The organism is Frankia sp. ACN1ag (genome assembly GCF_001414035.1).
GTDB classification, from domain to species: domain Bacteria; phylum Actinomycetota; class Actinomycetes; order Frankiales; family Frankiaceae; genus Frankia; species Frankia torreyi.
The window spans coordinates 1-21,103 of sequence record NZ_LJPA01000043.1 but is presented as its reverse complement, the minus strand read 5'-3'; the positions used below and the strand labels follow the sequence as shown (position 1 = coordinate 21,103).

The 21,103-nt window shown below is 69.7% G+C and carries 14 protein-coding genes and 3 pseudogenes; 6 read left to right on the top strand and 11 right to left on the bottom strand.

Annotation, left to right across the window (positions count from 1 at the left end; all coding sequences use genetic code 11):
• Positions 1 to 14: 14 nt before the first annotated feature.
• Entirely contained in the window at positions 15 to 1,169 is a 1,155-nt protein-coding gene (locus UK82_RS26940) for an acyl-CoA dehydrogenase family protein (RefSeq protein WP_055410093.1), read from the bottom strand.
• A 540-nt stretch (positions 1,170 to 1,709) separates the two neighbouring features.
• Between UK82_RS26940 and UK82_RS26935 the strand changes: the two genes are divergently transcribed.
• Complete coding sequence (locus UK82_RS26935; RefSeq protein ID WP_236706490.1) at positions 1,710 to 3,419, top strand: CocE/NonD family hydrolase; 1,710 nt, start codon at positions 1,710 to 1,712, stop codon at positions 3,417 to 3,419.
• 65 nt (positions 3,420 to 3,484) lie between these two features.
• Here UK82_RS26935 and UK82_RS26930 read toward each other — a convergent pair whose 3' ends face one another.
• The gene (locus tag UK82_RS26930; RefSeq protein ID WP_236706489.1) at positions 3,485 to 4,003 is read right to left on the bottom strand and encodes an AAA family ATPase; all 519 of its coding nucleotides are present in this window, start codon (positions 4,001 to 4,003) and stop codon (positions 3,485 to 3,487) included.
• Between the two features lie 85 nt (positions 4,004 to 4,088).
• Between UK82_RS26930 and UK82_RS32045 the strand changes: the two are divergent.
• Positions 4,089 to 4,482 (top strand): annotated as a pseudogene (locus UK82_RS32045) (transposase); the annotation flags it as partial.
• Between the two features lie 117 nt (positions 4,483 to 4,599).
• Here UK82_RS32045 and UK82_RS32040 read toward each other — a convergent pair.
• Positions 4,600 to 5,154, bottom strand: a complete 555-nt coding sequence (locus tag UK82_RS32040; protein WP_152990030.1) for a transposase — start codon at positions 5,152 to 5,154, stop codon at positions 4,600 to 4,602.
• A 1,702-nt stretch (positions 5,155 to 6,856) separates the two neighbouring features.
• Here UK82_RS32040 and UK82_RS26920 point away from each other — a divergent pair.
• Both UK82_RS26920 and UK82_RS26915 read left to right on the top strand, forming a co-directional pair.
• Positions 6,857 to 7,429 carry a hypothetical protein gene (locus UK82_RS26920; protein WP_044888539.1) on the top strand — a complete coding sequence of 191 codons (573 nt, stop codon included), beginning with the start codon at positions 6,857 to 6,859 and terminating at the stop codon, positions 7,427 to 7,429.
• 9 nt (positions 7,430 to 7,438) lie between these two features.
• Positions 7,439 to 11,443 (top strand): TIR domain-containing protein, encoded by a 4,005-nt coding sequence (locus UK82_RS26915; protein ID WP_083507389.1) that lies wholly within the window; start codon positions 7,439 to 7,441, stop codon positions 11,441 to 11,443.
• A gap of 66 nt (positions 11,444 to 11,509) precedes the next feature.
• Here UK82_RS26915 and UK82_RS40430 read toward each other — a convergent pair whose 3' ends face one another.
• The 6 genes and pseudogenes from UK82_RS40430 to UK82_RS43435 all read right to left on the bottom strand — a co-directional run.
• On the bottom strand, positions 11,510 to 11,608 hold the full coding sequence (locus tag UK82_RS40430; protein ID WP_236706493.1) for a VOC family protein: 99 nt from the start codon (positions 11,606 to 11,608) through the stop codon (positions 11,510 to 11,512).
• 166 nt (positions 11,609 to 11,774) lie between these two features.
• Positions 11,775 to 13,301, bottom strand: coding sequence for an MFS transporter (locus UK82_RS26910; protein WP_044888537.1), 1,527 nt, complete (start codon positions 13,299 to 13,301; stop codon positions 11,775 to 11,777).
• Positions 13,302 to 13,531: 230 nt separating this feature from the next.
• On the bottom strand, positions 13,532 to 14,368 hold the full coding sequence (locus tag UK82_RS26905; RefSeq protein WP_044888536.1) for an SDR family NAD(P)-dependent oxidoreductase: 837 nt from the start codon (positions 14,366 to 14,368) through the stop codon (positions 13,532 to 13,534).
• 36 nt (positions 14,369 to 14,404) lie between these two features.
• Positions 14,405 to 15,994: an FMN-binding glutamate synthase family protein gene (locus UK82_RS26900; RefSeq protein ID WP_055410087.1), complete on the bottom strand. Its 1,590-nt coding sequence runs from the start codon at positions 15,992 to 15,994 to the stop codon at positions 14,405 to 14,407.
• Between the two features lie 251 nt (positions 15,995 to 16,245).
• Positions 16,246 to 16,599, bottom strand: coding sequence for a VOC family protein (locus tag UK82_RS26895; RefSeq protein ID WP_055410084.1), 354 nt, complete (start codon positions 16,597 to 16,599; stop codon positions 16,246 to 16,248).
• Positions 16,600 to 16,923: 324 nt separating this feature from the next.
• Positions 16,924 to 17,082, bottom strand: a pseudogene (locus UK82_RS43435) (cupin domain-containing protein); the annotation flags it as partial.
• An 86-nt stretch (positions 17,083 to 17,168) separates the two neighbouring features.
• Here UK82_RS43435 and UK82_RS26885 point away from each other — a divergent pair.
• Positions 17,169 to 17,846 (top strand): bifunctional 2-polyprenyl-6-hydroxyphenol methylase/3-demethylubiquinol 3-O-methyltransferase UbiG, encoded by a 678-nt coding sequence (locus tag UK82_RS26885; protein ID WP_055410121.1) that lies wholly within the window; start codon positions 17,169 to 17,171, stop codon positions 17,844 to 17,846.
• Positions 17,847 to 17,894: 48 nt separating this feature from the next.
• On the opposite strand, the gene UK82_RS26880 is transcribed toward UK82_RS26885, so the two are convergent.
• Positions 17,895 to 18,734, bottom strand: a complete 840-nt coding sequence (locus UK82_RS26880; RefSeq protein WP_055410080.1) for a fibronectin type III domain-containing protein — start codon at positions 18,732 to 18,734, stop codon at positions 17,895 to 17,897.
• 480 nt (positions 18,735 to 19,214) lie between these two features.
• Between UK82_RS26880 and UK82_RS26875 the strand changes: the two genes are divergently transcribed.
• Positions 19,215 to 20,618 (top strand): serine/threonine-protein kinase, encoded by a 1,404-nt coding sequence (locus tag UK82_RS26875; protein ID WP_055410078.1) that lies wholly within the window; start codon positions 19,215 to 19,217, stop codon positions 20,616 to 20,618.
• A gap of 310 nt (positions 20,619 to 20,928) precedes the next feature.
• Here UK82_RS26875 and UK82_RS33245 read toward each other — a convergent pair.
• Positions 20,929 to 21,103: pseudogene (locus UK82_RS33245) on the bottom strand (IS4 family transposase); the annotation flags it as partial.

The following is a 21,103-nucleotide window of genomic DNA, read 5'->3' as shown; positions in this document are numbered from 1 at the left end:
GAGGCGTCGGGCGCTCAGGCGGGCCCCTCCAGCGCGAGCGAGCGGCCGATGACCTCCTTCATGATCTCGCTGCTGCCGCCGAGGATCCGGCTGATCCGCACGTCGCGGTACATCCGAGCGATCGGGTACTCCTCCATCCAGCCGTAGCCGCCGTGGAGCTGGACCCCGGCGTCGACCGCGTCGAACTCCAGCTCGGTGGCGAGCAGCTTCGCGGCGGCGGCCTCCTCGATGGTCAGGTCGCCGTCGACCTTGCCGCGCAGGCAGGTGTCCACGAAGCTCTGCACGGCCTGGGTGCGGGCGTGCAGCGCGGCGAGGACGAACCGGGTGTTCTGGAAGCTGCCGATCGTGGTGCCGAACGCCTTGCGGCTGCGCACGTACTCGGCGGTGAGCTGCTGGGCCCGCCGGGCGCTCGCGACGCTGCTGATCGCGATGGACAGCCGCTCGGAGGCGAGGTTGCGCATGAGGTAGTTCATCCCCCGGAACTCCTCGCCGATCAGGTTCGCGGCCGGCACGCGGGCGTCGGCGAAGAACAGCTCGGAGGTGTCCTGTGAGTGGGCGCCGACCTTGTCGAGCTTGCGGCCACGCTCGAAGCCCGGCGTGCCGCGCTCGACCGCGATGAGGCTGAGCTTGGTCGGCTGCTCCTGCGGCTGCGTCTTGACCGCGACGACGACCAGATCCGAGATCAGACCGTTGCTGATGAAGGTCTTGGCGCCGTTGAGGACGAAGTGGTCGCCGTCACGGATCGCCGTCGTGCGCATGCCGCGCAGGTCGCTGCCCGCGCCGGGCTCGCTCATCGCGACCGCGGTGATGATCTCTCCGGAGGCGTAGCCCGGCAGCCAGCGGGCCTTCTGCTCGTCGTTGGTCAGGTCGAGCATGTACGGGGCGAGCAGCTCGTTGTGCAGCTGCAACGCGAGGCCGCTGACGCCGGCGAGCGCGAGCTCCTCGGTGATCACCGCGTCGTAGCGCGGGTCGGTCATCCCGGCGCCGCCGAACTCCTCGGGCACCCGCAGGCCCAGCAGGCCCATCTCGCCCGCCTTGGTCCACGCCGCACGGTCGACGATGCCGTTGCGCTCCCACTCGTCGATGTGCGGCAGGCACTCCTTCGTGATGAAGGTCTGGACCAGCTCGCGGAACTCCTCGTGCTCGGGCTCGAAGATGGTGCGCTTCACAGGTTCGGCTCCCGTCCAGGTCCGTACGGCTCGCCTCGCATCATGGCAAATAGCGGACTGTGACGCCCGATTCGTAAGATCACCGCCCGGTCAGCCCGGTCAGCCCGGTCAGCCCGGTCAGCCCGGTCAGGCCGGTCAGGCCCGCCGGCCGGTTCGACCGGTTCGGCCGGTCGGGGATGCGGGCGGTCGGGGGTGCACGGTGCGGTGCGCCTCGCGATCGGTCCGCCGTGCCCGGAGCGCCCGGCGGTCATGGCGTCGCCACCGCGGTCCGCCGGGTGCGGCGCGCGGGTCTGCCCGCAGCCGCGCGGATTGATGTCCGGGCGGAATCCCCACGTCGCGGGATCGCACTGGCCTGAAGGCGCCATCCGCACCATCGCCAATACTTGCGCATATCGGACGTAAGCGGATAGACCAAGGCCCGTCAGGGGTGGGGATGACCGATGGGAGACCTTGAGAATGCCTTCGTGGCACGGGCGCGCCGACCACCGACCGCCTCCCCGGCAATTCCGCCCGTCCGTCGCGCTGTTGTCGACGGCGCTGGTGTTGGGCCTCCTTTTCTGCGCCGTGGCCATCGCCCTCGATCGCGGGCATGAGCCGTCGTCCACGGGTCTGGTTCCCGTGGCGGCGGAGGTGGGGCCCGGCGCCCCGGCGGCACCGTCCCCCGCGCTCCCGCCCTCGGCGGCCGCCGCCCAGACTGCCCGGCCGCCGGGCGGATCGCTGATCCCCACCGCGGCGCCCGTGGCGCCGACGAGTACCGCGCCGACGAATCAGGTCACGATCCGGACCACGGACGGCACGACCCTGACCGCGATCACCGGGGTGCCGTCCGGAGGCGGCGCGCATCCCCTCGTCGTGATCCCCGCGGCCTGGGGATTCCAGGACACCAGCATGCAGACCCAGGTCGATCTGCTGGTGCAACGCGGTTATGCCGCCGTCGCCTACACGACCCGCGGCTTCTACGGCTCCGGCGGCACCGTGGACGTCGCCGGTCCGCTGGACGTCTCGGACGTCTCGGACGTGATCACGTGGGCGAGCAAGCACGTCGCCGTCGTCGGGAACCGGATCGGCGTCGCCGGCCTGTCCTACGGCGGCGGCATCGCCCTGCTGGCCGCGGCCGCCGACACCCGCATCCGGGCGGTCGCCTCGCTGAGCGGCTGGGTGGACTTCGGGATGTCCCTCTACGACGCGAACACCCGACACAAGGCGGCACTCGACCTGATGACGTCGCTGCAGGAGAAATCCGGTCGCAGCAGTGCGGAGTTCCGCGGGATCGTCGACGACTACCGGGCTTTCCGCAACATGCCCCGGGTGTTGTCCTGGGCGAGGACGCGTGGCGCCACGGCCTACCTCGACCGGTTCAACGCCCGCCGGCCGGCAGTTTTCATGTCGACCTCCTACAGCGACGGTTATTTCCCGCCGGCCTCCCAGTTGGCCTTTTTCGACCGGCTGACCGGACCCAAGACGATCCGGCTGAGTCCCGGTGATCACGCCACGAACGAGATTGGCGGCCTGTTCGGTATTCCCAACGAGACCTGGACGGCGGCCTGGGCCTGGTTCGACCGTTTCCTGATCCCCACGTCGGCCGCCGCGCGGGGACCGGCTCCCGCACCGGTCCGGCTGCTCACCGACGGCGGTGCCGTCGAGACCTACCAGACCGTGGCCGGCATCACCGGCGATCACACGACCCTGCGGCTCGGCCCCGCCGTGCTCGGCACGGGACAGCTCTCGGCTTCCGCCCCGACCGGGGACTGGTCGACGACGTTCAGTGCGGACGCGGACACCACGGCGAACGCCGGCACGATCCTGGTGACCAAGTTCCTGGAGGGGATCACCCATCGGCCTGACGGGCTGGACCTCGGCACGGTCGACCGCAAGCACGGGGCGGTGTGGCAGGCGGCGCCGACCTTCGCGTCGCAGCAGGTCCGCGGCGCGCCGGAACTGCGCCTGACCGTCACCCCCAATTCGGACGCCGGAACCCTGGTCGGCTACCTGTACGACACCGACGCCCAGGGCCGCTCGACGCTGATCGCCAAGGCGGTCGACAGCTATCAGGAGGCCACCCCGAACGTCGCGCTGCCCGTGCGGCTCACCTTCGACCCGGTCGCGCACGACCTGGCGTTCGGCCACCGGCTCTCCCTGGTCGTCGACACCCGGGACGCGCTGTTCTACGACATGAACCGCGCGGACGGGACCGCCACGATCAGCTCGCCCGCCGGCAGCCCCTCCGAACTGGTGGTGCCGCTCGCCTGACGCCGCGGCGCCGGACGACGGCAGCGGGACCGGCGGCCGGCGGCCCGGCTCCGCCGCCGGCCGCCTCACGCGGATCGGAGGGGAGACCACGCCTTCGCCTCGCGGCGGCTGCGCAGCCGGACGAGCCGCCGGCCGGCCGGATCACCGGCCGCGAAGCGGCTGCCGTAGCTGGTGCGGTACTCGCCATGCTTGCGCCAGGACCAGCGGAGGGGATGGCTGGCCCGGTGCAGCGAGCGCCAGCGCTCCCGGTTGCCGTTCCACAGCGGCGTGCGCAGCACCAGCCGGCCGGCCGTGCGCCGGATGACCTGCCACTCCACGAGCCACCGCGGCAGATCCAGCCAGACGATCGTGTCCGCCCGCGCCCACACGAGCTCCCGGACCGCCGAGTAGTTCCCGTCGACGACCCAGTCGGGCGCCGCCGTCGCCGTCTCCACGTCGGCGGCGAAGGTCGGCCGCACGGTCCAGCCGGGACCGTGACGCAGGGCGTCGAGCTCGATGTGCGGGATGCCGAGCGTGGCGGCCACGCGCCGAGCGAACGTCGACTTACCGGAGCCAGACGCGCCGAGGACGAGGATTCTGGGCACCGAACTGATCATAGGCGGCCGCGTCCATGGGCGCCGAGCGCCGTCCGGCCAGGCGCGCGGGCCAGGGGTCCGGACATGATCCGAGCTGTCCGAGGGGCTGGGACGGTGGCGGTCGCCGCTGGCCAGGCATGACCCGGCGAAGGGTGCTGTGCGATCTGGCAGTGTCGCTGGCACTGGGTGGGGTCTGCCCCGCCGGACGTTGCGTTGCTGCGCGCGGAGCCGGTGGTGTTCGGGCTGGTGGCCTCGGACCCGACGGTGTCATGGACGGTCGACCGGCTGGCCGGCACGCCCCCGACCACCGGGTATCGGCCGAGGGCCCGCTGGTCGTGGATCTGGACGCGACGTTGGTCACCGCCCATTCCGAGAAAGAGGATGCGGCGCCGATGCTCAAGCGGGGATTCGGGTTCCATCACCTGTAGGCATTCATCGACCACGGCCAAGCTGGCACCGGGGAACCGGTGACGGTGCTACTGCGCCCGGCACCTGGGACGTGGACCGGGCGCCCACCCCGCGCGACAGCTGGCCACCCAGCCACGGGCACACCAGGACCGAGTGAAAAAACTCAACATCAACAAGGGTGGGGCGACAGCCCACAATTACAGCCTCGTCGAAGTTGGGCGGGGTTGAGGTATCCGCGGGCTCGGCGGGTGGTTGCGCAGCGTGTTCGTAGCCGCTGGTTTTCGGGGTTGCAGTAGCCGTGGGCGTTGCAGGCGTCGAGCTGGACGACCCGGTTGTGGCCTTCGCTGGCGGCGTTGGTGATCCGGGTGAGCAGAGCGCCTTGATGCAGGGCCACCAGGTGCTGGTTGTGGTGGCGAGACGTGCGAGCTCGGGTCGGGGTCGCTGTCGCGTCCACGCCGGCCCCGTAGCACGGTGGTGACGCGGCGGCGGACCTCGGCGAGGGCGTCGCCTGCGAGCTTCACGAGGCGGAAACGGTCGACGATCAAGGTGGCGTTGGGCAGGTAGCGGCGGACCGCGGAGGCGAACACGGTGCACATGTCGATCGCCACATAGCGGACCCGGTCACGCCAGGCCGGCGGTTGGCTGGCCAGCCAGTAGGCGACGTCGTCGCCGGTGCGGCCCTCGACCTGGCCGCACATTCCCTGCCCGGCGGCGAGGTCGGTGAACCCGATATGCCACCGGTTGGCGGGCATGCGGGCCTTCGCCGGCTCGGGTGGCGCGGGCGCGGGCGCGGCGGGTTCGCTCCCCGCGGGTTCGGGAGGCGTCACCGTCTCAGGTACAGGGTTCCGTGGGTCGCCACCGCGCCTTGGCTCCGGCGGGTATCGTCGATCCCGAGCATCTCGACCCGCCGCACCGCCAGACCCTCAAGGTCCGCAAGCAACGTCGCGGCACCCGTGTGATCGTTCAAGCCCTTAACCTCGTGGTCACTTGATTGCGTGAGAACAACCAAGATCGCCCGGGGTGTGGGCCTTTTCATGCCACGGCCTGCCGGCATCCCACGCCGGGCATACAAGGACACAGCAAGCCAACATCACGCACGGTCACCCATCGGACGAAGGCCCCACGGCCCACCCCGGTTAACTTCGAAGGCCCCAATTACCCTCGACCGAGGCGTGAAAGATCCGGGCTAGGTGGCGTTGCTTCCAAGCGGACGGTGCCCCTGCCTCGGCATCGAGACCCCTTGCACATCTGTCCGGAACACGCGATACTTCCGGCACGTACGCATCAGTCATCTGCGTTAAAGCATGCGGGGGAATTTGACGATGAGCACACAGAGCAACTGGCGGGTCTGCAAAAAATGCAGCACACATTGCTTTTTCTGATGGCTTTCCCGGCAACGGTCGGGCAGCCTCGGTGAGCACCGAAGTGAACCTTTGGACCCCGCCCGCCCATCGCGCGCCTCGATGCACACGTCCTCCTCTTCATGGTTCTTGCCCTGGACGAGGACTACTGGCCTTTAAAGTGTGATGCCGGTTGATGGATCATGATGATGGCTCTGCGGTCGATCCGGTGGCGACGAAGTATTCCTTGGGTAGATCGGGACGGTGTCGGACCGGCCTGCGGACGGCTGCCGGTCGGCTCGCAACCCCGCCCTCGGCCCGAACCCAGCCGACGATCAAGGTTTTTCGTGGAACCGGGACCGAGCGGGATCCGCTCCAGTCCGACCCGGTGAATTAAAGATCTGTAGCCAAAATCTGGCGCCCTCAAAACGACGCGCATCGCCTGGGCAGTCACAAGATCGGAGTATCTGGGATGGCGGTCACGACAGTTCTCGCTCTAGAGAATACCGCGGCACCTAAACCTGGTTCGGTATAGCCGCCGGTAGAAATCCGAGAGCATCCTAAAAGATTGGAGAAGCGGACGATGAATCGCCTTTCCGTGGGTCGGCGCACACCGCGGCCCCTTAGGAGCGGTGGCCTGCGAACGGCTCGCGGAAAGATTATAGCCCAGATAAATCCGGAACGTGGAACGCCATACTCGGCTCGATACCACCTTGACCTGAAACGGCATCCAGGAGAAGCGGGTGTCGTTGACCGTGGACGGCCGGAGCGGCGATGGTCTGCGGTGCACCCGGCGGTTTTCGCCTACGGACTACTAGCCCTCTTGCTTGCGCTCTGTGGAGCATGCGGAAACGGCGGCTCCTCGGTTCAGGGCAAGAACGGCTCGGACTCGACGGTCGCCCCGCCCGGGGAACCGGGATCCTCCACACCGTCGATTTTCCCCACGGCGCTGGGGCCGCTCACGCCCGGGGGAGCTCGTCCCGGTTTAGATCCGTCCAGAACCGGATCGGGTGGGACCGGGCAAGGTGGGACCGGATCAGGCGGAAGCGTACCGGTCGCGCAGCGCATCACGTTTCCGCAGGTAGCGAAGCAGGCGTGGCGGGAAGGGGCGCGGGTGCCGATGCACGCGACCGCGTCCTCGGGGCTACAGGTCCACTACCGGCTGGTGGATGTGGGCGCGGTACGGGTATCGTGCACAGCGATCGAGGGGTCGTCGGTGATCGTTAAAAGCCCGGGATCGTGCACTGTCGAGGCGAGCCAGCAGGGCGACAGCCACTATCTCGCGGCTACACCCGTGCGGATGACTTTCGAGATCGACAACATGATCTCCGACTACAGCTGGGACATGCCCACCTCCGCGGCGCTGTCCGAGGCCCCGATACCCGTTACCCTGCGGCGGGAGACCGGCTCAAGCCTCTGGAGTCTGCGCGTCGAGGGCCCATGCGCGCTGCGCGCGCCGAACGGCGCGGACTACACCTCAGTCTACTACAACGGGGAAGCTCCCTACTACGGCGGAGGGGGGAGCTTCAACGACGCAGCTCACGCGACCGGCGATGCGAACGGCCTGAAAGGAAGGATAACGTTGGCCGCTGCCGGGACCTGCACGGTATATTTCAGCGTCAACGACAACGGCAACCAGAACAGCATCACCGAGCGCTCACGCAAAATCAACATCCGGGCGGGGTGATCGGCCCGGATGGTTCCGTCCACGGCTCCCTCGCTCGAGGAAAATGCGCCGATCTATGACGTATTCTTCTCCTATAGCCATGCCAACCAGCGGATCGTCCGGGACATCAGAGATAGGTTGATGGTCGCCGGAATACGAGTCTGGATGGACGAGGCTCAGAACGCCCCCGGTGACCCCTGGCAGGTCAACATCATCGATGGACTCACCGCATCCCGCACGCTCGCAGTGTTTGTCAGTAGCGACGAGAGCCCTCGCTACTGGGTGCGGAACGAGGTCGCCTACGCCCACAACCGAGCCTCATCCGATCCGACCTTCAGATTCTTCGCGGTCCTGCTTGAGGGGTATCCGGAGGGTGCCGGCCCGGAAAGACTTCCATTACTCCTCGGGAATCATCTCTGGGTCGATATGCGCGGGGGCGTGGCGAGCGGGTTCGACGACCTTCTGAACGCAATTCGGGGCAGAAGCCGCCACGTCCCGGAGCCAGTCCGCTGTCCGTACCGGGGTCTGCGTACCTTTGAACGGAGTCATGCCGGCGATTTCTTTGGCCGTGACTTCGAGGTCAGCCGAGTCCTCGAAGAGATGCGGGTGAACAGGTTCACCGCCGTGCTGGGTGCATCCGGCAGCGGAAAGTCCTCGCTCGTCGAGGCCGGGGTCCTGCCGGCGCTGGCAGCGTCCATTGTTTCCGATGTCCGGGCCTGGCGTGCCGAGGTGCTCCGACCGGGCCTGGATCCTCTGACTGAACTGGCGGCCACGATCGCGGCGCGGTCGAACGGGAGCGCCATGGATATCCGGAAGGCCCTGGCAGGCAATCCCGAGGCTCTGATCCCACACAGCCGAGCATTGGCCCTTGCGGAGGCACCCGACGCTGGGATGGTGTGGGTCGTCGACCAGTTTGAGGAGGTCTTCCGATCGCCGAACGCGGATGAGCGCCGCCAGTTCGCCGATCTACTGCTCCGCGCCGCCGATGCGCCCGACGGAAGGGTGTGGGTGCTGTTGGTCATGCGGGTGGACTTCGTGCACCGCGCCTGGGAGCACGCGGACCTTGCCCGTCGGATCGCTGAGCGATCGGTGATCGTCGGACCGATGGCGGACGACGACGTTCGTGCGGCGATTGTTGAACCTGCGCGCCGGGTCGGTCTCGGTCTCGATCCCAACCTTGTCGCCGCAATCCTCGATGACATACGGGGCCTCGCCACGCCGCTGCCCCTGATGGAGCACGCGCTCGCCGAGCTCTGGCGCCGGCGTCCCGCCGGTCCGCTGGACATCACTGGATACATTGAAATCAAAGGCGTACGCGGCGCGTTGAGCCAGCACGCCGACCAGGCACTGGAACGCCTCCCCCTGCCGCGGCGCGCGATTGCTCGCCGGGTGTTGACCGCACTCACCTGGGCGAACGACGCGGCGGAGGACACTCGCCGCCGAGGGGTACTTGACGACCTCGTGACCGGGCACGACAGCGTCGACGAGGTACGCCTCGTCGTCCATGCACTACTGGCCGAGAACCTGCTGACAACCGGATATGACCAAGCTCGCCAGGACGAGACCATCGAGCTTGCACACGAGGTTCTGATCAGTAGCTGGGCGACGCTGCGTGGTTGGCTGTCGGCCGACCGCGACCTGCGTCGTCAGCGCCAACGCCTGGCCGCGGCGGCCACTCAATGGGTCGCCAGCGGTTGGGACGCCTCCGAGCTGTTGACGGGCAAGCGACTTAACGACGTCCTTACGTGGGCCGAGGACCCGGCAGAGATCACCGCGACGGAACGGGCCTATGTCGACGCGAGCGTTGCCAGCCGCGACGCCCACGCGGCCGACGAGGCCCGTCGAGCCGAAAACCTCCGGCGCCGCAACCGCATCCTGTCGGGCGCACTGGTGCTGTTGACCGTCGTCGTCGCCATGGCAACCTATGCCTACGTCCAGTATCGCCGTACGGCGGCTGCCGAGCGCACGGCGCGGGCGTTGGAACTCGCCGCGTCTGCGAACGAGACTCGTGGGCGGAACCTGGATCTCAGCCTGCTGTTGAGTTTGGAGGCTCGGCGCCGGGCCGAGAACCCTGCGGTGGAGGCCAGCCTGTTGGACGGGGTCGCCCACGCCCCCGGTCCCGTGCGCTACCTGCGGTCTGACGTCGGTGTCGACGGAGCACTCGCCTACTCGCCCGACGGAACCGTGCTCGCTACCGGAGCATCCGATGGCACGGTGCTGCTGTGGGATACCGCCTCGGGCCGGGAGCTCCGCCCCCGCCTCACCGGCCACAGCACCGTGATCAGTACGCTCGGTTTCCGGGGGGACGGCACCGAGGTGGTCTCCGTTGACCAGAGCGGCGAGTTCATCCGATGGGACCGACGAACCGGTCGCGTCCTTGCCAGGTCCGGCGGCGGATTGCATCTGACATCTGCGGCGGTTGCGCGCGACGGCGGCATGCTCGCACTCGGTGGTCGGGACGGAATCCTGCATCTGCAGTCGGCGGTCGACGGCGCGCCGCTCGCGCCCGCCGTTGACGTCGGCGGTGGCCGGGTCTGCGTGCTCGCCGCCGATCCTCTCGGGCGGTTCGTCGTCGCCGGAGATGACAAGGGCCGGCTCACGTTCTGGGACTGGAAGGGCCATCTGTACGCGCCGCCGGTGTCCCTCGGTGACCAGTCGATCCGAGCGCTGAGCATCGCCCCCGACGGCGCCACGATTGCAGCATCGATCGGTGATGACGCGATCCAGCTCTGGGACGTCGAAGCGTGGGCCCAACGCCCGGCACCGCTGTGGTCCCGCAGCGGCGGCCTCAGCGCCCTGACCTACGCGATGGTTCCACCGCGGTCAGCCGGTGAGGCAGATCATCGCGACGCCGTGTTGGGAGCGACCAGCGAGGGCCTCGTCGACGTCTGGGATCCGAGCGAGCCGGGACTCGGCCCGACCGCCGTCGACGGCTTCCGCGGCCCGGTCCAGGCGCTCGCAGCCGCCCCGGACCGGCGGACCGTCGCGGGCCTTGCCTCGGACGGCACCGCGGTTGTCTGGGACATCCGCGGCCAGCCAGCGATCGCGGACGCCCCGGCGGGACACCGGGCCGCGGTTACCGCCACCGCCTACAGCCCCTCCGGCCGGTGGCTGGCGACCGGAGACGCCGGCGGCAACGTCGTGCTGCGAACCGGGGCCGACGCGGTCGCCCGGCTGCTGCTGCCCGACCCGCCAGGCCGGATCGTGTCTCTCTCCTTCTCTACAGACGACGCTCGCCTGGTTGCCGTGGGTGCCGACGCCGCCTTCACGGTCTGGCACTTGCCAGATGGCAGGCCGGTCGCGCGCGGGGGGGTGTTCCGCGGTCCCGTGACCGGCGGCGCAGTGGCCTCCCGCGACATCGTGATAACGACGCCGACGACGGTGGCCGTGTTCGACCTCGAAACCGGCCGGCTGCGACGAACATTCCCTGCCGGCGGCCAAGTGGCCTCGATGGCCGTGACAGCAAGGGGCGACCGGCTCGCGCTCGGCTATGAGGACCACACGATCGGCCTGTGGGATATCGGTTCAGGCCGGTCACTCGGGCGCCTGACGGGCGGCCACGACCTACGGGTTTCTGCGCTGGCGTTCAGCCCGGCCGGGGACACGCTCGCCTCGGGTAGCGACGACAGCGCGGTGTTGCTGTGGGACATCCAACGCCACACGGTCAGGATCCGCCTGCTCGCGCACACCGATCAGGTGCTGAGTCTCGCCTTCCGGGGCGACGGCCAACGCCTCGCCTCTGGCAGCGAGGATCACACGGTCATCCTTTGGAACCTCGACGAGAGCCGGCCGCTCGGCGCGGGACTGCGGTTTTCCCGCGACCCGGGCGCTGGTGAGGTCGTCACATCACTTTCGTTCCGTCCCGACGGCGGTCGTCTGTCTGCGGCGATGTCCGGGTTCCTCGTGGCGTGGAACACCGACGAGCACGACTGGCCCCGCGTCGCATGCGCACTGGCAGCCCGCGACCTCACCGACATGGAACGGCGAGCCTACCGCGTCGCGGATGTCTCCCCGGTGTGCCGGGCGACAAACTGAGGTCGAGGGCACCGGCGACGAAGAACCCATAGAACCGCTGAAGGAAAAGCTGTGCACGGGCGTGGGCTACCCGGCCCGAAACGGGGCGATGTCGGTGATGCGCGAGCGCGGGAAGATCGACGTGTAAAATTCCGTGGCCTGCTCGCCCTGGTCGTTGAACCACAGGAACGGAGTGATGGGGGAATGAGTTGAACCTTTTTCGATGACCGGGTTGATGACGGCGGTGCAGGCCGTCCGCCGACGGTGCGTCCCACACCCGGAACCGTAGCCACCCCCAGCGACAGTTTTCGGTAGGCGGCCTGCGGCGTCCGGAAGGTCGGGACCCGACGGGTCAGCGTGGCCCGCCCGGGTGCGGGTCTGGCAGTGGTGGCGCGTCCAGGCAGCAGTGGCTCCATCGCGGCACCGGGGCAGCCGGGGTGATCGGTTCCGGCAGTGCGGTGGGCCGGGTCGCCGCGTCCGCTGCGGCTGGTCGGGGCGGGTTGCGGATGGTCAGCGCGGCGATCATGCCGCCGAGCGCGCACAGCCCCGCGGCGAGGAGCACCGCGGTGTGGAAGCCGTGGGAGAACTCCGCCGGGCGCAGGTAGGACGCGCCGGTGATGCCGCTGGCGGCCGGCAGGACCGCGACGGCGATCAGGCCGGCCGCGCGGGCCACGTCGTTGTTCACCGCGGAGGCGATGCCGGCGTGCCGCGCGGGCACGGCCGCCAGTGCGGTCGCCGTCAGCGGCGCCACCGTCACGGCCAGGCCCAGGCCGAACACGGCCACGGCGGGCAGGACCTCGGTCAGGTAGCTGCCGGCCGCCTCGACCCGGCTCAGCAGCGCCAGCCCCATCCCGACGAGCACCGGCCCGGCGCTCATCTGCAGCCGCGGACCGATCCGGGTGGCGAGCGCCCCGGACCGGGCGGACAGCAGCAGCATGATGACCGTCACGGGCAGCAGCGCGACGCCGGACTGCAGCGCGCTGTAGCCGCAGACCTGCTGAAGCTGGATCGGCAGCAGGAACAGGGCGCCGCCGAGCGCCGCGTACACGGCGAAGGTCACCAGGTTCGTGGCGGCGAACTGGCGGGCGGCGAACAGCTCCAGCGGCAGCATCGGCGCCGATGTCCGGCGTTCCCGGCCGACGAAGGCGGCCAGCAGCAGCGCGCCGCCGACCAGAGCGACGAGTACGGCCGGCTTGCCCCAGCCCGCCCCCGGACCCTCGATGAGCCCGTAGGTCAACCCGACCAGGCCGAGGGTGACCAGCGCCCCGCCCCCCACGTCGACCCGACCACCGACCTGCGGGTCGCGGGATTCGGGCACGTGCCGCCAGGTCAGCACGATGACCACGGCGGCCACCGGCAGGTTGATCAGGAAGATCAGCCGCCACGACCAGACCTCGACGAGCCAGCCGCCCAGGAACGGACCGACCGCGGTCGCCACTCCGCTGAGCCCCGACCAGGTGCCGATCGCCCGGCTGCGGTCCTGCGGCGCGAAGCTCGCCTCCAGGATCGCCAGGCTGCCCGGCGTCAGCAGGGCCGCCCCCACCCCCTGCAACGCCCGGGAACCGATGAGCACCGGGGCATTCGGCGCCACGGCGGCGCCCATCGACGCGACGACGAACCACACCACGCCGATTGCGAAGACCCGGCGTCGTCCGTAGCGGTCCCCGAGGTCCCCGGCAACCAGCAGCAACCCGGCCAGGGTCAGCGTGTATCCGGTCACCACCCACTGCAACGACGCCAGGCCGGCGTCGAAGTCACGGCCGATCGCCGGCAGCGCGATACCCACCACGGTCGCGTCGATCGAGGCGATCGCCGAGCCGAGCACCGTGGCCGCGAGCACCCAGCGGCCGGCCGGGCTGTCGACCCGCAAGCCGTCCATCCGGCCTCCTCTCGGCCCCCTGCTCCCAGCTCCCGGGCCGGGTCCACGAGCCCGCTGGCGACGTCGGGGTCCCTGCCTACACCACCCCGGCCCGACGGCGAAACTCCGCCGACCTTCCGCGGACGGCGCCACCTTGCCCAGCGGGACGGATCGGACGCCGAGGCTTCCGGAAGGCAGGAGAGTCGTCGGTCGATGCCGGTCGACTCTGCCGTGGGGGTGGACCGGTCCGATCAGGCGGCTTCGGTGATCATGGCTTCGCTGCGCTCCCACAGCTGGCGGGCCAGGTCCGCGTCGTCGGCCTGCTTGTTCGCCGACCCGATCTTCCGCTTGACGTAGTACTGCCCCGACTGCCAGTCCGAACCGGGCTTGGACGTCGCCAACCACACCAGTTGATCGGCGCCCTTGTCCGGACTGATCAGGAACACGTGCTTCAGCGCAGACCCGTAGAACACGCGCATGACCGGCGAGCCGGACCCGCTGGAGAAGCTTGAGGCGACGGCGCCCGGGTGGAAGGCCGCCGTCGAGATCCCCCGCTCGTGGTAGCGGCGGTGCAGTTCCCGGGTGAACAGGATGTTCTCCAGCTTGGCGTCGCCGTAGGCCTTGCTGGCCCGGAACGTGCGCTCGGCGTCGAGATCGTCGATGTCGACCTTGCCCAGGAGCTTGTTTCCGATGCTCGACGTGTTCAGCACGCGGGCCTGGGACTCGACGAGGCGGTCCAGCAACAGCGTGGTGAGCAGGAAGGGGGCCAGGTGGTTCACCTGGAAGGTCAGCTCATGGCCGTCCACGGTGAGCTGGCGCTCGCGGGCCATGATGCCGCCGGCGTTGTTGGCCAGCACGTCGATCGTCGGGTAACGCGCCAGCAGCTCGGCGGCGAGGGCGCGGACCTGCGCCAGATCCGCGAAGTCGGCCACGAAGTGGTCGGCGCCCAGTTCGGCGGCGACCGCGGCCGTCTTCTGGGGCGAACGACCCACAACGACCACCGATTCACCCGCCCGCGACAGGCGCCTGGCTGCCGCCGCGCCGATCCCGTCGCTGGCCCCGGTGATCACGATCGTTCGTCCGGTCATCGTTTCCCTGTCCCGTTGGTTGCTCGATGCCCACTGCTAGGCCCGGAAGTGGTCGGGGTCGGCCGCGGCCCAGTCGGCGGCCCAGCCCGCCGGCGGCTCGGCGAGCAGCTCGCCGGGTGCCAGCCAGGTGAAGAGCTCGGCGTAGCTGCGGGTGTCGGTGTGGGTGAGCCGGCGCATCAGCATCCCGGGGTGCAGCTCGTCCGGGTGCGCGCAGCCCAGCGAGGCCATGAGCTGCACGGCGGTGGCGACCGTGGCCTGCTGGTAGCGGCGAACCCGCTCGCCCTTGTCCGCCACGTCGAGGGCGCGGGCGCGCCGCGGATCCTGGGTGGCCACCCCGGTCGGGCAGGTGTTGGTGTGGCAGCGCAGCGCCTGGATGCAGCCGACCGCCATCATCATCGCGCGGGCCGAGTTGGTGTAGTCCGCGCCCTGCGCGAGCCGCTTGACGATGTCCACGCCGGTGGCGACCTTGCCGCTCACCCCGATCCGGATCCGGTCCCGCAGCCCGACGCCGACCAGCGCGTTGTGCACCATGATCAGTCCCTCGGTGAGCGGGGTGCCGACGTTGTCCTCGTATTCCAGCGGCGCGGCACCGGTGCCGCCCTCGGCGCCGTCGACGACGATGAAGTCCGGGGTGACGCCTTCGGCCAGCATGGCCCGGCAGATCGCGAGCAGCTCCCGGCGCGACCCCACGCACAGCTTGAACCCCGTCGGCTTGCCGCCGGCGAGCTCCCGCATCCGCGCGACGAACAGCACCAGCTCCCGCGGGGTGGCGAACACCCGGTGCGCGGGCGGGCTCTCGCAGGTGACCCCGGCGGGCACGCCGCGGGCCGCGGCGATCTCGGCGCTGACCTTCGCCGCCGGCAGGATGCCGCCGAGCCCCGGCTTCGCGCCCTGGCTCAGCTTGAGCTCCACCATCTTCACGGCCGGCAGCGCCGCCTTGTCCTTGAACATCGCCGGGTCGAAGTCACCGTCCCGGGTGCGCGCGCCGAAGTAGCCGCTGCCGATCTCCCAGACGAGATCGGCGCCATGGCGCAGGTGATGGTCGGTCAGCCCGCCCTCGCCGGTGTCGTGGGCGAACCCCCCGGCGGCGGCGCCGCGGTTCATCGCCAGCACCGCGTTGCCGGACAGCGAGCCGAAGCTCATCGCGGAGACGTTGAGCAGCGCGATGTCGTACGGCTGGGTGCAGTCCGGCCCGCCGACGCGCACCCGCGGGGGCGGCGCGTCCGGTGCGACGGGGAGCGGAACCATCGCGTGGGGCAGGAACTCGTAGCCGACGGCGTTGACGTCCCGCTCGGTGCCGAACGCCTGATCGCTGTGGATGCCCTTGGCCCGCTCGTAGATGGTTGTGCGGATTTCCCGGTCGAACGGACGGCCGTCGACGTTGCGCTCGACGAAATACTGCTGGATCTCGGGACGGATGCTCTCCAGCAGGAAGCGGAAGTGCCCGGCCACCGGGTAGGTGCGCAGGATCGCGTGCCGGCGCTGGACGACGTCGTGGACCGCGAGCGCCAGCAACGCGGCGAACACCGCGACCGCCACCCACCAGCCCGCCGACCAGAACACCGCGGCGACCACCGCCGCCGCGGTGAGTACGGCCAAGCCCGACAGCATCCCCAGCGGGAACATCGCGCGTCCTCTCCTGCGCCGCCGACGAGCGGCGCCGGAGCCGGCGGAGAGCCACCCCGAGGTTTCGCGCCGTCGCGACGGGTTCGACGCTATACGCCGCGACAGTCAGGACTGCTCGGGTTTGCTCCACGCACCGAGTGGGCTCCGCTACGCCCAGGTCGGACGTCTCGCCCGACTCGACCGGCCGCGGTCCGTGCCCGCGGGGACGGAGGGGAGGCCGCAGGCGTGCGGTCGCGTGGCCGTTGCCGACGTCAGCCGGTGACGAAGCAGAACTCGTTGCCCTCCGGGTCGGCCATGACGACGAAGCCGCCGGTGCCGTCCTCGATCACGTCGCCGAGACGGGTGGCGCCGAGGGCCTCCGCCGCCGCGGCGGCGCCGAGCAGGTCAACGGCCTCGACGTCGAGGTGTAGCCGGTTCTTCGGCGACTGCTTGCCCTCCGGTACCCGCTGGAACGCGATCAGCACCGGGTCGGCGGCCACCGTGGCCCAGTCCGGGTCGCGGACGTGCGCCGGCGCGCCCAGCAGCGCGGACCAGAACTGCGCCAGGGCCGCCGGGTCGGCGCAGTCGAAAACGATCTCGTTGATCCGTCGGCTCACACCCCGCATCGTCCCGCCGGCCTCGACTCTCTGTCGCCAGGGGTCTCTGCACCTCCTCTCGGCCGGCGATTCGGCCGCGCTCAAGATCAAAGTACATGTAAGAACTCCGGAGCCCCTGCCGTGACGGCTGACCTAACATCGTCGAATACGAAAACCTCGAAGGATGTTATCGGGAGCGTGAGGAAAAGAAGCATGCCGGCGATTCTGGGCTGTTTCTTCCTGGAGTTCCTGCGCATCTCGATCATTCCGTCGACAAGCTTGCGGCTCAGGATGCAGCCGGTCGGTTCTCGGAAGGTGGCGGCAGGTGTTCTGCTGTCGTGGTCGAGTGTCGCTTCCGCGCAGGCTGAGCAGCTCGACGGGCTTCTCGCCGGTGTTGGCGAACGCGTGCGGGACATGGGTGTCGAACTCGGCGACCTCGCCGGCCACGAGTTCGACGTCGTGCTCGCCGAGCAACAGGCGCAGCCGGCCGGACAGCACGTAGAGCCACTCGTATTGCCACTGCGGCAAAGATCCTTGGCAAACCCAGGTTCTCGGCGGACTGTCGCGCACAGGTGAGCGACGGACGGGAGAGAGCCGACATGCACAACGAGACGGACGATGCGGTGGTACCCGGCCACCGGCACGCGTACGACGCCGAGCAGTACTGGGAGACCCGCTACCGCGAAGCCGAGCAGCTCTGGAGCGGCAATCCCAATCCGGTCCTGGTCGACGTCGCCGCGCGGCTCGAACCAGGGACCGCACTCGACCTCGGCTGCGGTGACGGCAGCGACGCCATCTGGCTCGCGGGCCGGGGCTGGCAGGTCACCTCGGCCGACATCTCGGCGACCGCGCTGGCCCGAGCGGCCGACCGGGCCGCGACCGCCGGGGTCGGCGGCGCCGTCGACTGGCAGCGCCACGACCTCACCCGAACCCTGCCCGACGGGCGCTTCGACCTCGTCTCGGCGCAGTTCCTGCACTCTCCCGTCGCTTTCCCACGCGAGACCGTGCTGAGGTCCGCGGCCGAGCACGTCGCCCCCGGCGGGACGCTGCTCGTCGTCGGTCACCTCGAGCTGCCACCGTGGGCCGACCATCATGGTCCAGAACACGACCCCGAGCTGTACCTTCCCACCCCCGAGGAGGTGCTCGCCGACCTCGACCTGCCCGCCGCGCAGTGGCGGACCGAACGGGCTGACGTCGTGGCACGTCAGGTCAGAGGTCCGGAGGGCCAACCCGGCACGACAACCGACTCCGTCGTCGCGCTGGTGCGCGTCGGATAGCCGGCCGCACCCTCCCGGGCTGGCGCGGTACCGCGGAACACCGTGAGGCTAGGAACCTGGAACGGCGGTGGCGGTGTTGGAGTAGTCGGCTTCGCCGTTGCCGTTGCTGGCTCGGATGCGGAACTCTTCGGTGTGGCCGTTGACCAGGAGTTTGACGGTGGTGCAGGTGCCTTCGGCGGGGTAGGGCAGGCGGACCCACTGCGTTGCGGCGGTGACGTCGCGGTAGTAGATGACGTAGCCGGTGGCGGCGGGAGTGGCATTCCAGCAGAGGTGGACCTGGGCGTCACCTGGAGTGGCGGTGAGCCCGGTGGCGGGCGCTGGGACGATGGCCGGCAGGGTGGTGGTGGCGGTGTTGGAGTAGTCGGCTTCGCCGTTGCCGTTGCTGGCTCGGATGCGGAACTCTTCGGTGTGGCCGTTGACCAGGAGTTTGACGGTGGTGCAGGTGCCTTCGGCGGGGTAGGGCAGGCGGACCCATGCGGTACCGGCGGTGGTGTCGCGGTAGTAGACGACGTAGCCGGTGGCGCCGGGGGCGGAGTTCCAGCACAGGCGCGCCTGGGCGTCGCCCGGGGTGGCGGTGAGGCCGGTGGCGGGTGGTGGGATGGCTGCGGGCAGGGTGGTGGTGGCGGTGTTGGAGTAGTCGGCTTCGCCGTTGCCGTTGCTGGCTCGGATGCGGAATTGGTAGCTGTGGCCGTTGACCAGCAGTTTCACCGTGGTGCAGGTTCCGGTGGCCGGATAGGGCAGGCGGACCCACTGTGTACCGGCGGAGATGTCACGGTAGGTAATGACGTAGCCGGTGGCGCCGGGGGTGGCGTTCCAGCACAGGCGCGCCTGAGAATCACCCGCCGTGGCGGTGAGCCCGGTCGCCGGCGGCGGGATGAACCCCCGCACGGTAGGCGCCGGCGACGCCGCGTCGGCCTTTGGAGAGTCCGACGGGTTCGTCGGTGGCGTAGACGCGGGGGCGGACGCTTCGGCAGGTTCCACGCTCGGCGTGGGAGTGAATTCGGCGGTGGTTTCGGCCTTGGCGACGACCGCTGCGCCGGCGCCCGGCCGAGACCCGCTGTCATTCGTGTTCCACCAGCTCACCGCCGGCACGGCGATAGCCGCCGCCAGCAGAACCGGCCAGGGGCGAAAGGCCCGTCCCGTCCCGCCAAACAAGATCCGCGTAGCCCGCCTCGTCCGCGCCATCGCCAGCTCAACCGGACGACGACATAGGCTCTGAACCGATGACGAACGTGCGCGTTTCACTCCATGATGTTACTGGTGCGCCTTCGTGAGGTGCACGCCTTCACCGTGCTGGTCCGTGCTGGTCTGTGGTATGGCGGCGATCGTGGCTGACGGGGGGATGGCTATGTCTTCCGAGGTGAGAGCGTGAGCGGGGAGGAGAAGCCGGGGGACCGTATCGTCGCTGGCCGCTATCGGCTTCTGGACAGAATCGGCGCCGGCGCCTATGGGACCGTTTGGCGCGCGATCGACGATCTTCTCGATGTGAGCGTCGCGGTCAAGGAGGTGCGAATCCGGGCGGGGGAGAGCGAGCAGGCGTCCGCCGACCTGGTTACGCGGGTGGAACGCGAGGCCAGGGCCGTCGCGAAGCTGCGCGAGCATCCGAACGTGGTCACGATCCTCGACGTGGTCCGCGATGGTGACCTGCCGTGGATCGTCATGGAGTGGATTCCCTCCCAATCGTTGGCTGAGGTTCTCTATGAACGCGGCGCGCTCGGTCGGGAGGAGACCGCCCGGATCGGGCTGGCCGTCCTCGACGCCCTGATCACCGCGCACTCCGCGGGCATCGTCCACCGGGACGTGAAGCCCGCGAACATCCTGATCGGCGACGACGACCGGATCGTGCTGGTGGACTTCGGTGTCGCCGTCCTCGAATCCGATCCGACGATCATCACCAACGGTCTCATCGGCACGCTCGCCTACATGGCACCGGAGCGGTTCCAGGGGGCGCGGGCCCTCCCCGCGAGCGACGTCTTCTCTCTGGGCGCGACGCTGTACTTCGCCGCCGAGGGGACGTCGCCCTTCGCGCGGGCGACGGACGCCGCGACGGTCGCCGCCGTGCTCCAGGAGGATCCGCCGTCCCTGGCCCGGACTGACCAGCTCACCAGAACGATCCTCGCGATGCTCGACAAGGATCCGCGCAGGCGCATCTCCGCGTCCACGGCGCGCGGCAGCCTGGCGCAGGCGGCGGCCCGCTCGCCCGTCGACGTCGGCGCCGCCGGGGTCGACCACGGCGACGAATCCACCAACCTGATCCGGGCGGCGGCACCGGCACCGGCACCGGTGCGGGTGCCGTCGGTGCGTCATGGCGAGTCGCGGTCGGGGCGAGCCGTCGGCCTCCTGCTCATCCTGGTCTCACTCGGTGTCGCGGTGGCCCCCTGGACGGCGGAGGTCTTCACCGACCTCCTCGACTGGCTGCGGGTCGCGGCGCTGTTCTGGTCGGTCCTGTTCGGCTGCTGGGCTGTCGCCTTCGCGTACCTGTTCAGCCAGCCCGACTTTCTGTCGATCGGGCCGGACGGAATCAGCTACCGGTGCGCCGGCGAGGACTTCACCCTGGCCTGGGAGCAGATTCGATCGGCCCGCGTTGTAGACGACCGGCTGGAGATCGAACTGGCTGACGGAACGCCGGCGACGCGGTACCAGGACCGAAGCGCACCACCGATGCCCGCCGCCGGGTCTGGCCTGGTGTTCTGCCGACTGACAGATCTACGCGGGGCGTCCGCCGCAGGTATTCGAAGCACGATCCGATCCGCGTTCGGCACAGCGGGCTGAGTCATCGTGCCTGGAGAGGGCCGCTCATGCCGGCTCGGGAGGCCACCTGAGACACCTGCAACCCTTGAGCGCATAACGGATTGTCATGGCGGGCGGGGCTCGGCTAACTCCTCGTGATCCCGCCGCGCCCATGGTGGCCGGGGCCCAATACCAGGAACTTTAGGTTCGGATCAGGACTGTGACCACGGTGGGCGGCGGTCCTGCGAGGTGCTTGTCGATCGGCTTCTTGGCGGGGAACGGGGTGCGTTTGGTGCGTCGGACGACGCGGGGGTGGGAGCGGAGCCGTTTCGGTAGGACGTGTTCGGCGATCTCAGCGGTCACCGCGGCCAGGATCCGGGCCGTCCGGCGGAGGGGGGAAAAGCGCCCGGCGCACGACTTGGCGGCGGACGACTTTGACGGTGTGGGTGAAGGAGAGCCGGTCGGGGTCGATCCCTTCGACCAGCGCGGTGTCGTGGATCAGTTTCCGTAACGCCCGGTGCAGCAGC

What these genes read in the sequence shown, in the direction of transcription:
- UK82_RS32040 (WP_152990030.1), bottom strand. Translation starts at nt 5,154, where the DNA reads ATGCCCGCCAACCGGTGGCATATCGGGTTCACCGACCTCGCCGCCGGG.
- UK82_RS26895 (WP_055410084.1), bottom strand. Translation starts at nt 16,599, where the DNA reads ATGCGGGGTGTGAGCCGACGGATCAACGAGATCGTTTTCGACTGCGCC.
- UK82_RS26900 (WP_055410087.1), bottom strand. Translation starts at nt 15,994, where the DNA reads ATGTTCCCGCTGGGGATGCTGTCGGGCTTGGCCGTACTCACCGCGGCG.
- UK82_RS26915 (WP_083507389.1), top strand. Translation starts at nt 7,439, where the DNA reads ATGGTTCCGTCCACGGCTCCCTCGCTCGAGGAAAATGCGCCGATCTAT.
- UK82_RS26905 (WP_044888536.1), bottom strand. Translation starts at nt 14,368, where the DNA reads ATGACCGGACGAACGATCGTGATCACCGGGGCCAGCGACGGGATCGGC.
- UK82_RS26885 (WP_055410121.1), top strand. Translation starts at nt 17,169, where the DNA reads ATGCACAACGAGACGGACGATGCGGTGGTACCCGGCCACCGGCACGCG.
- UK82_RS26910 (WP_044888537.1), bottom strand. Translation starts at nt 13,301, where the DNA reads ATGGACGGCTTGCGGGTCGACAGCCCGGCCGGCCGCTGGGTGCTCGCG.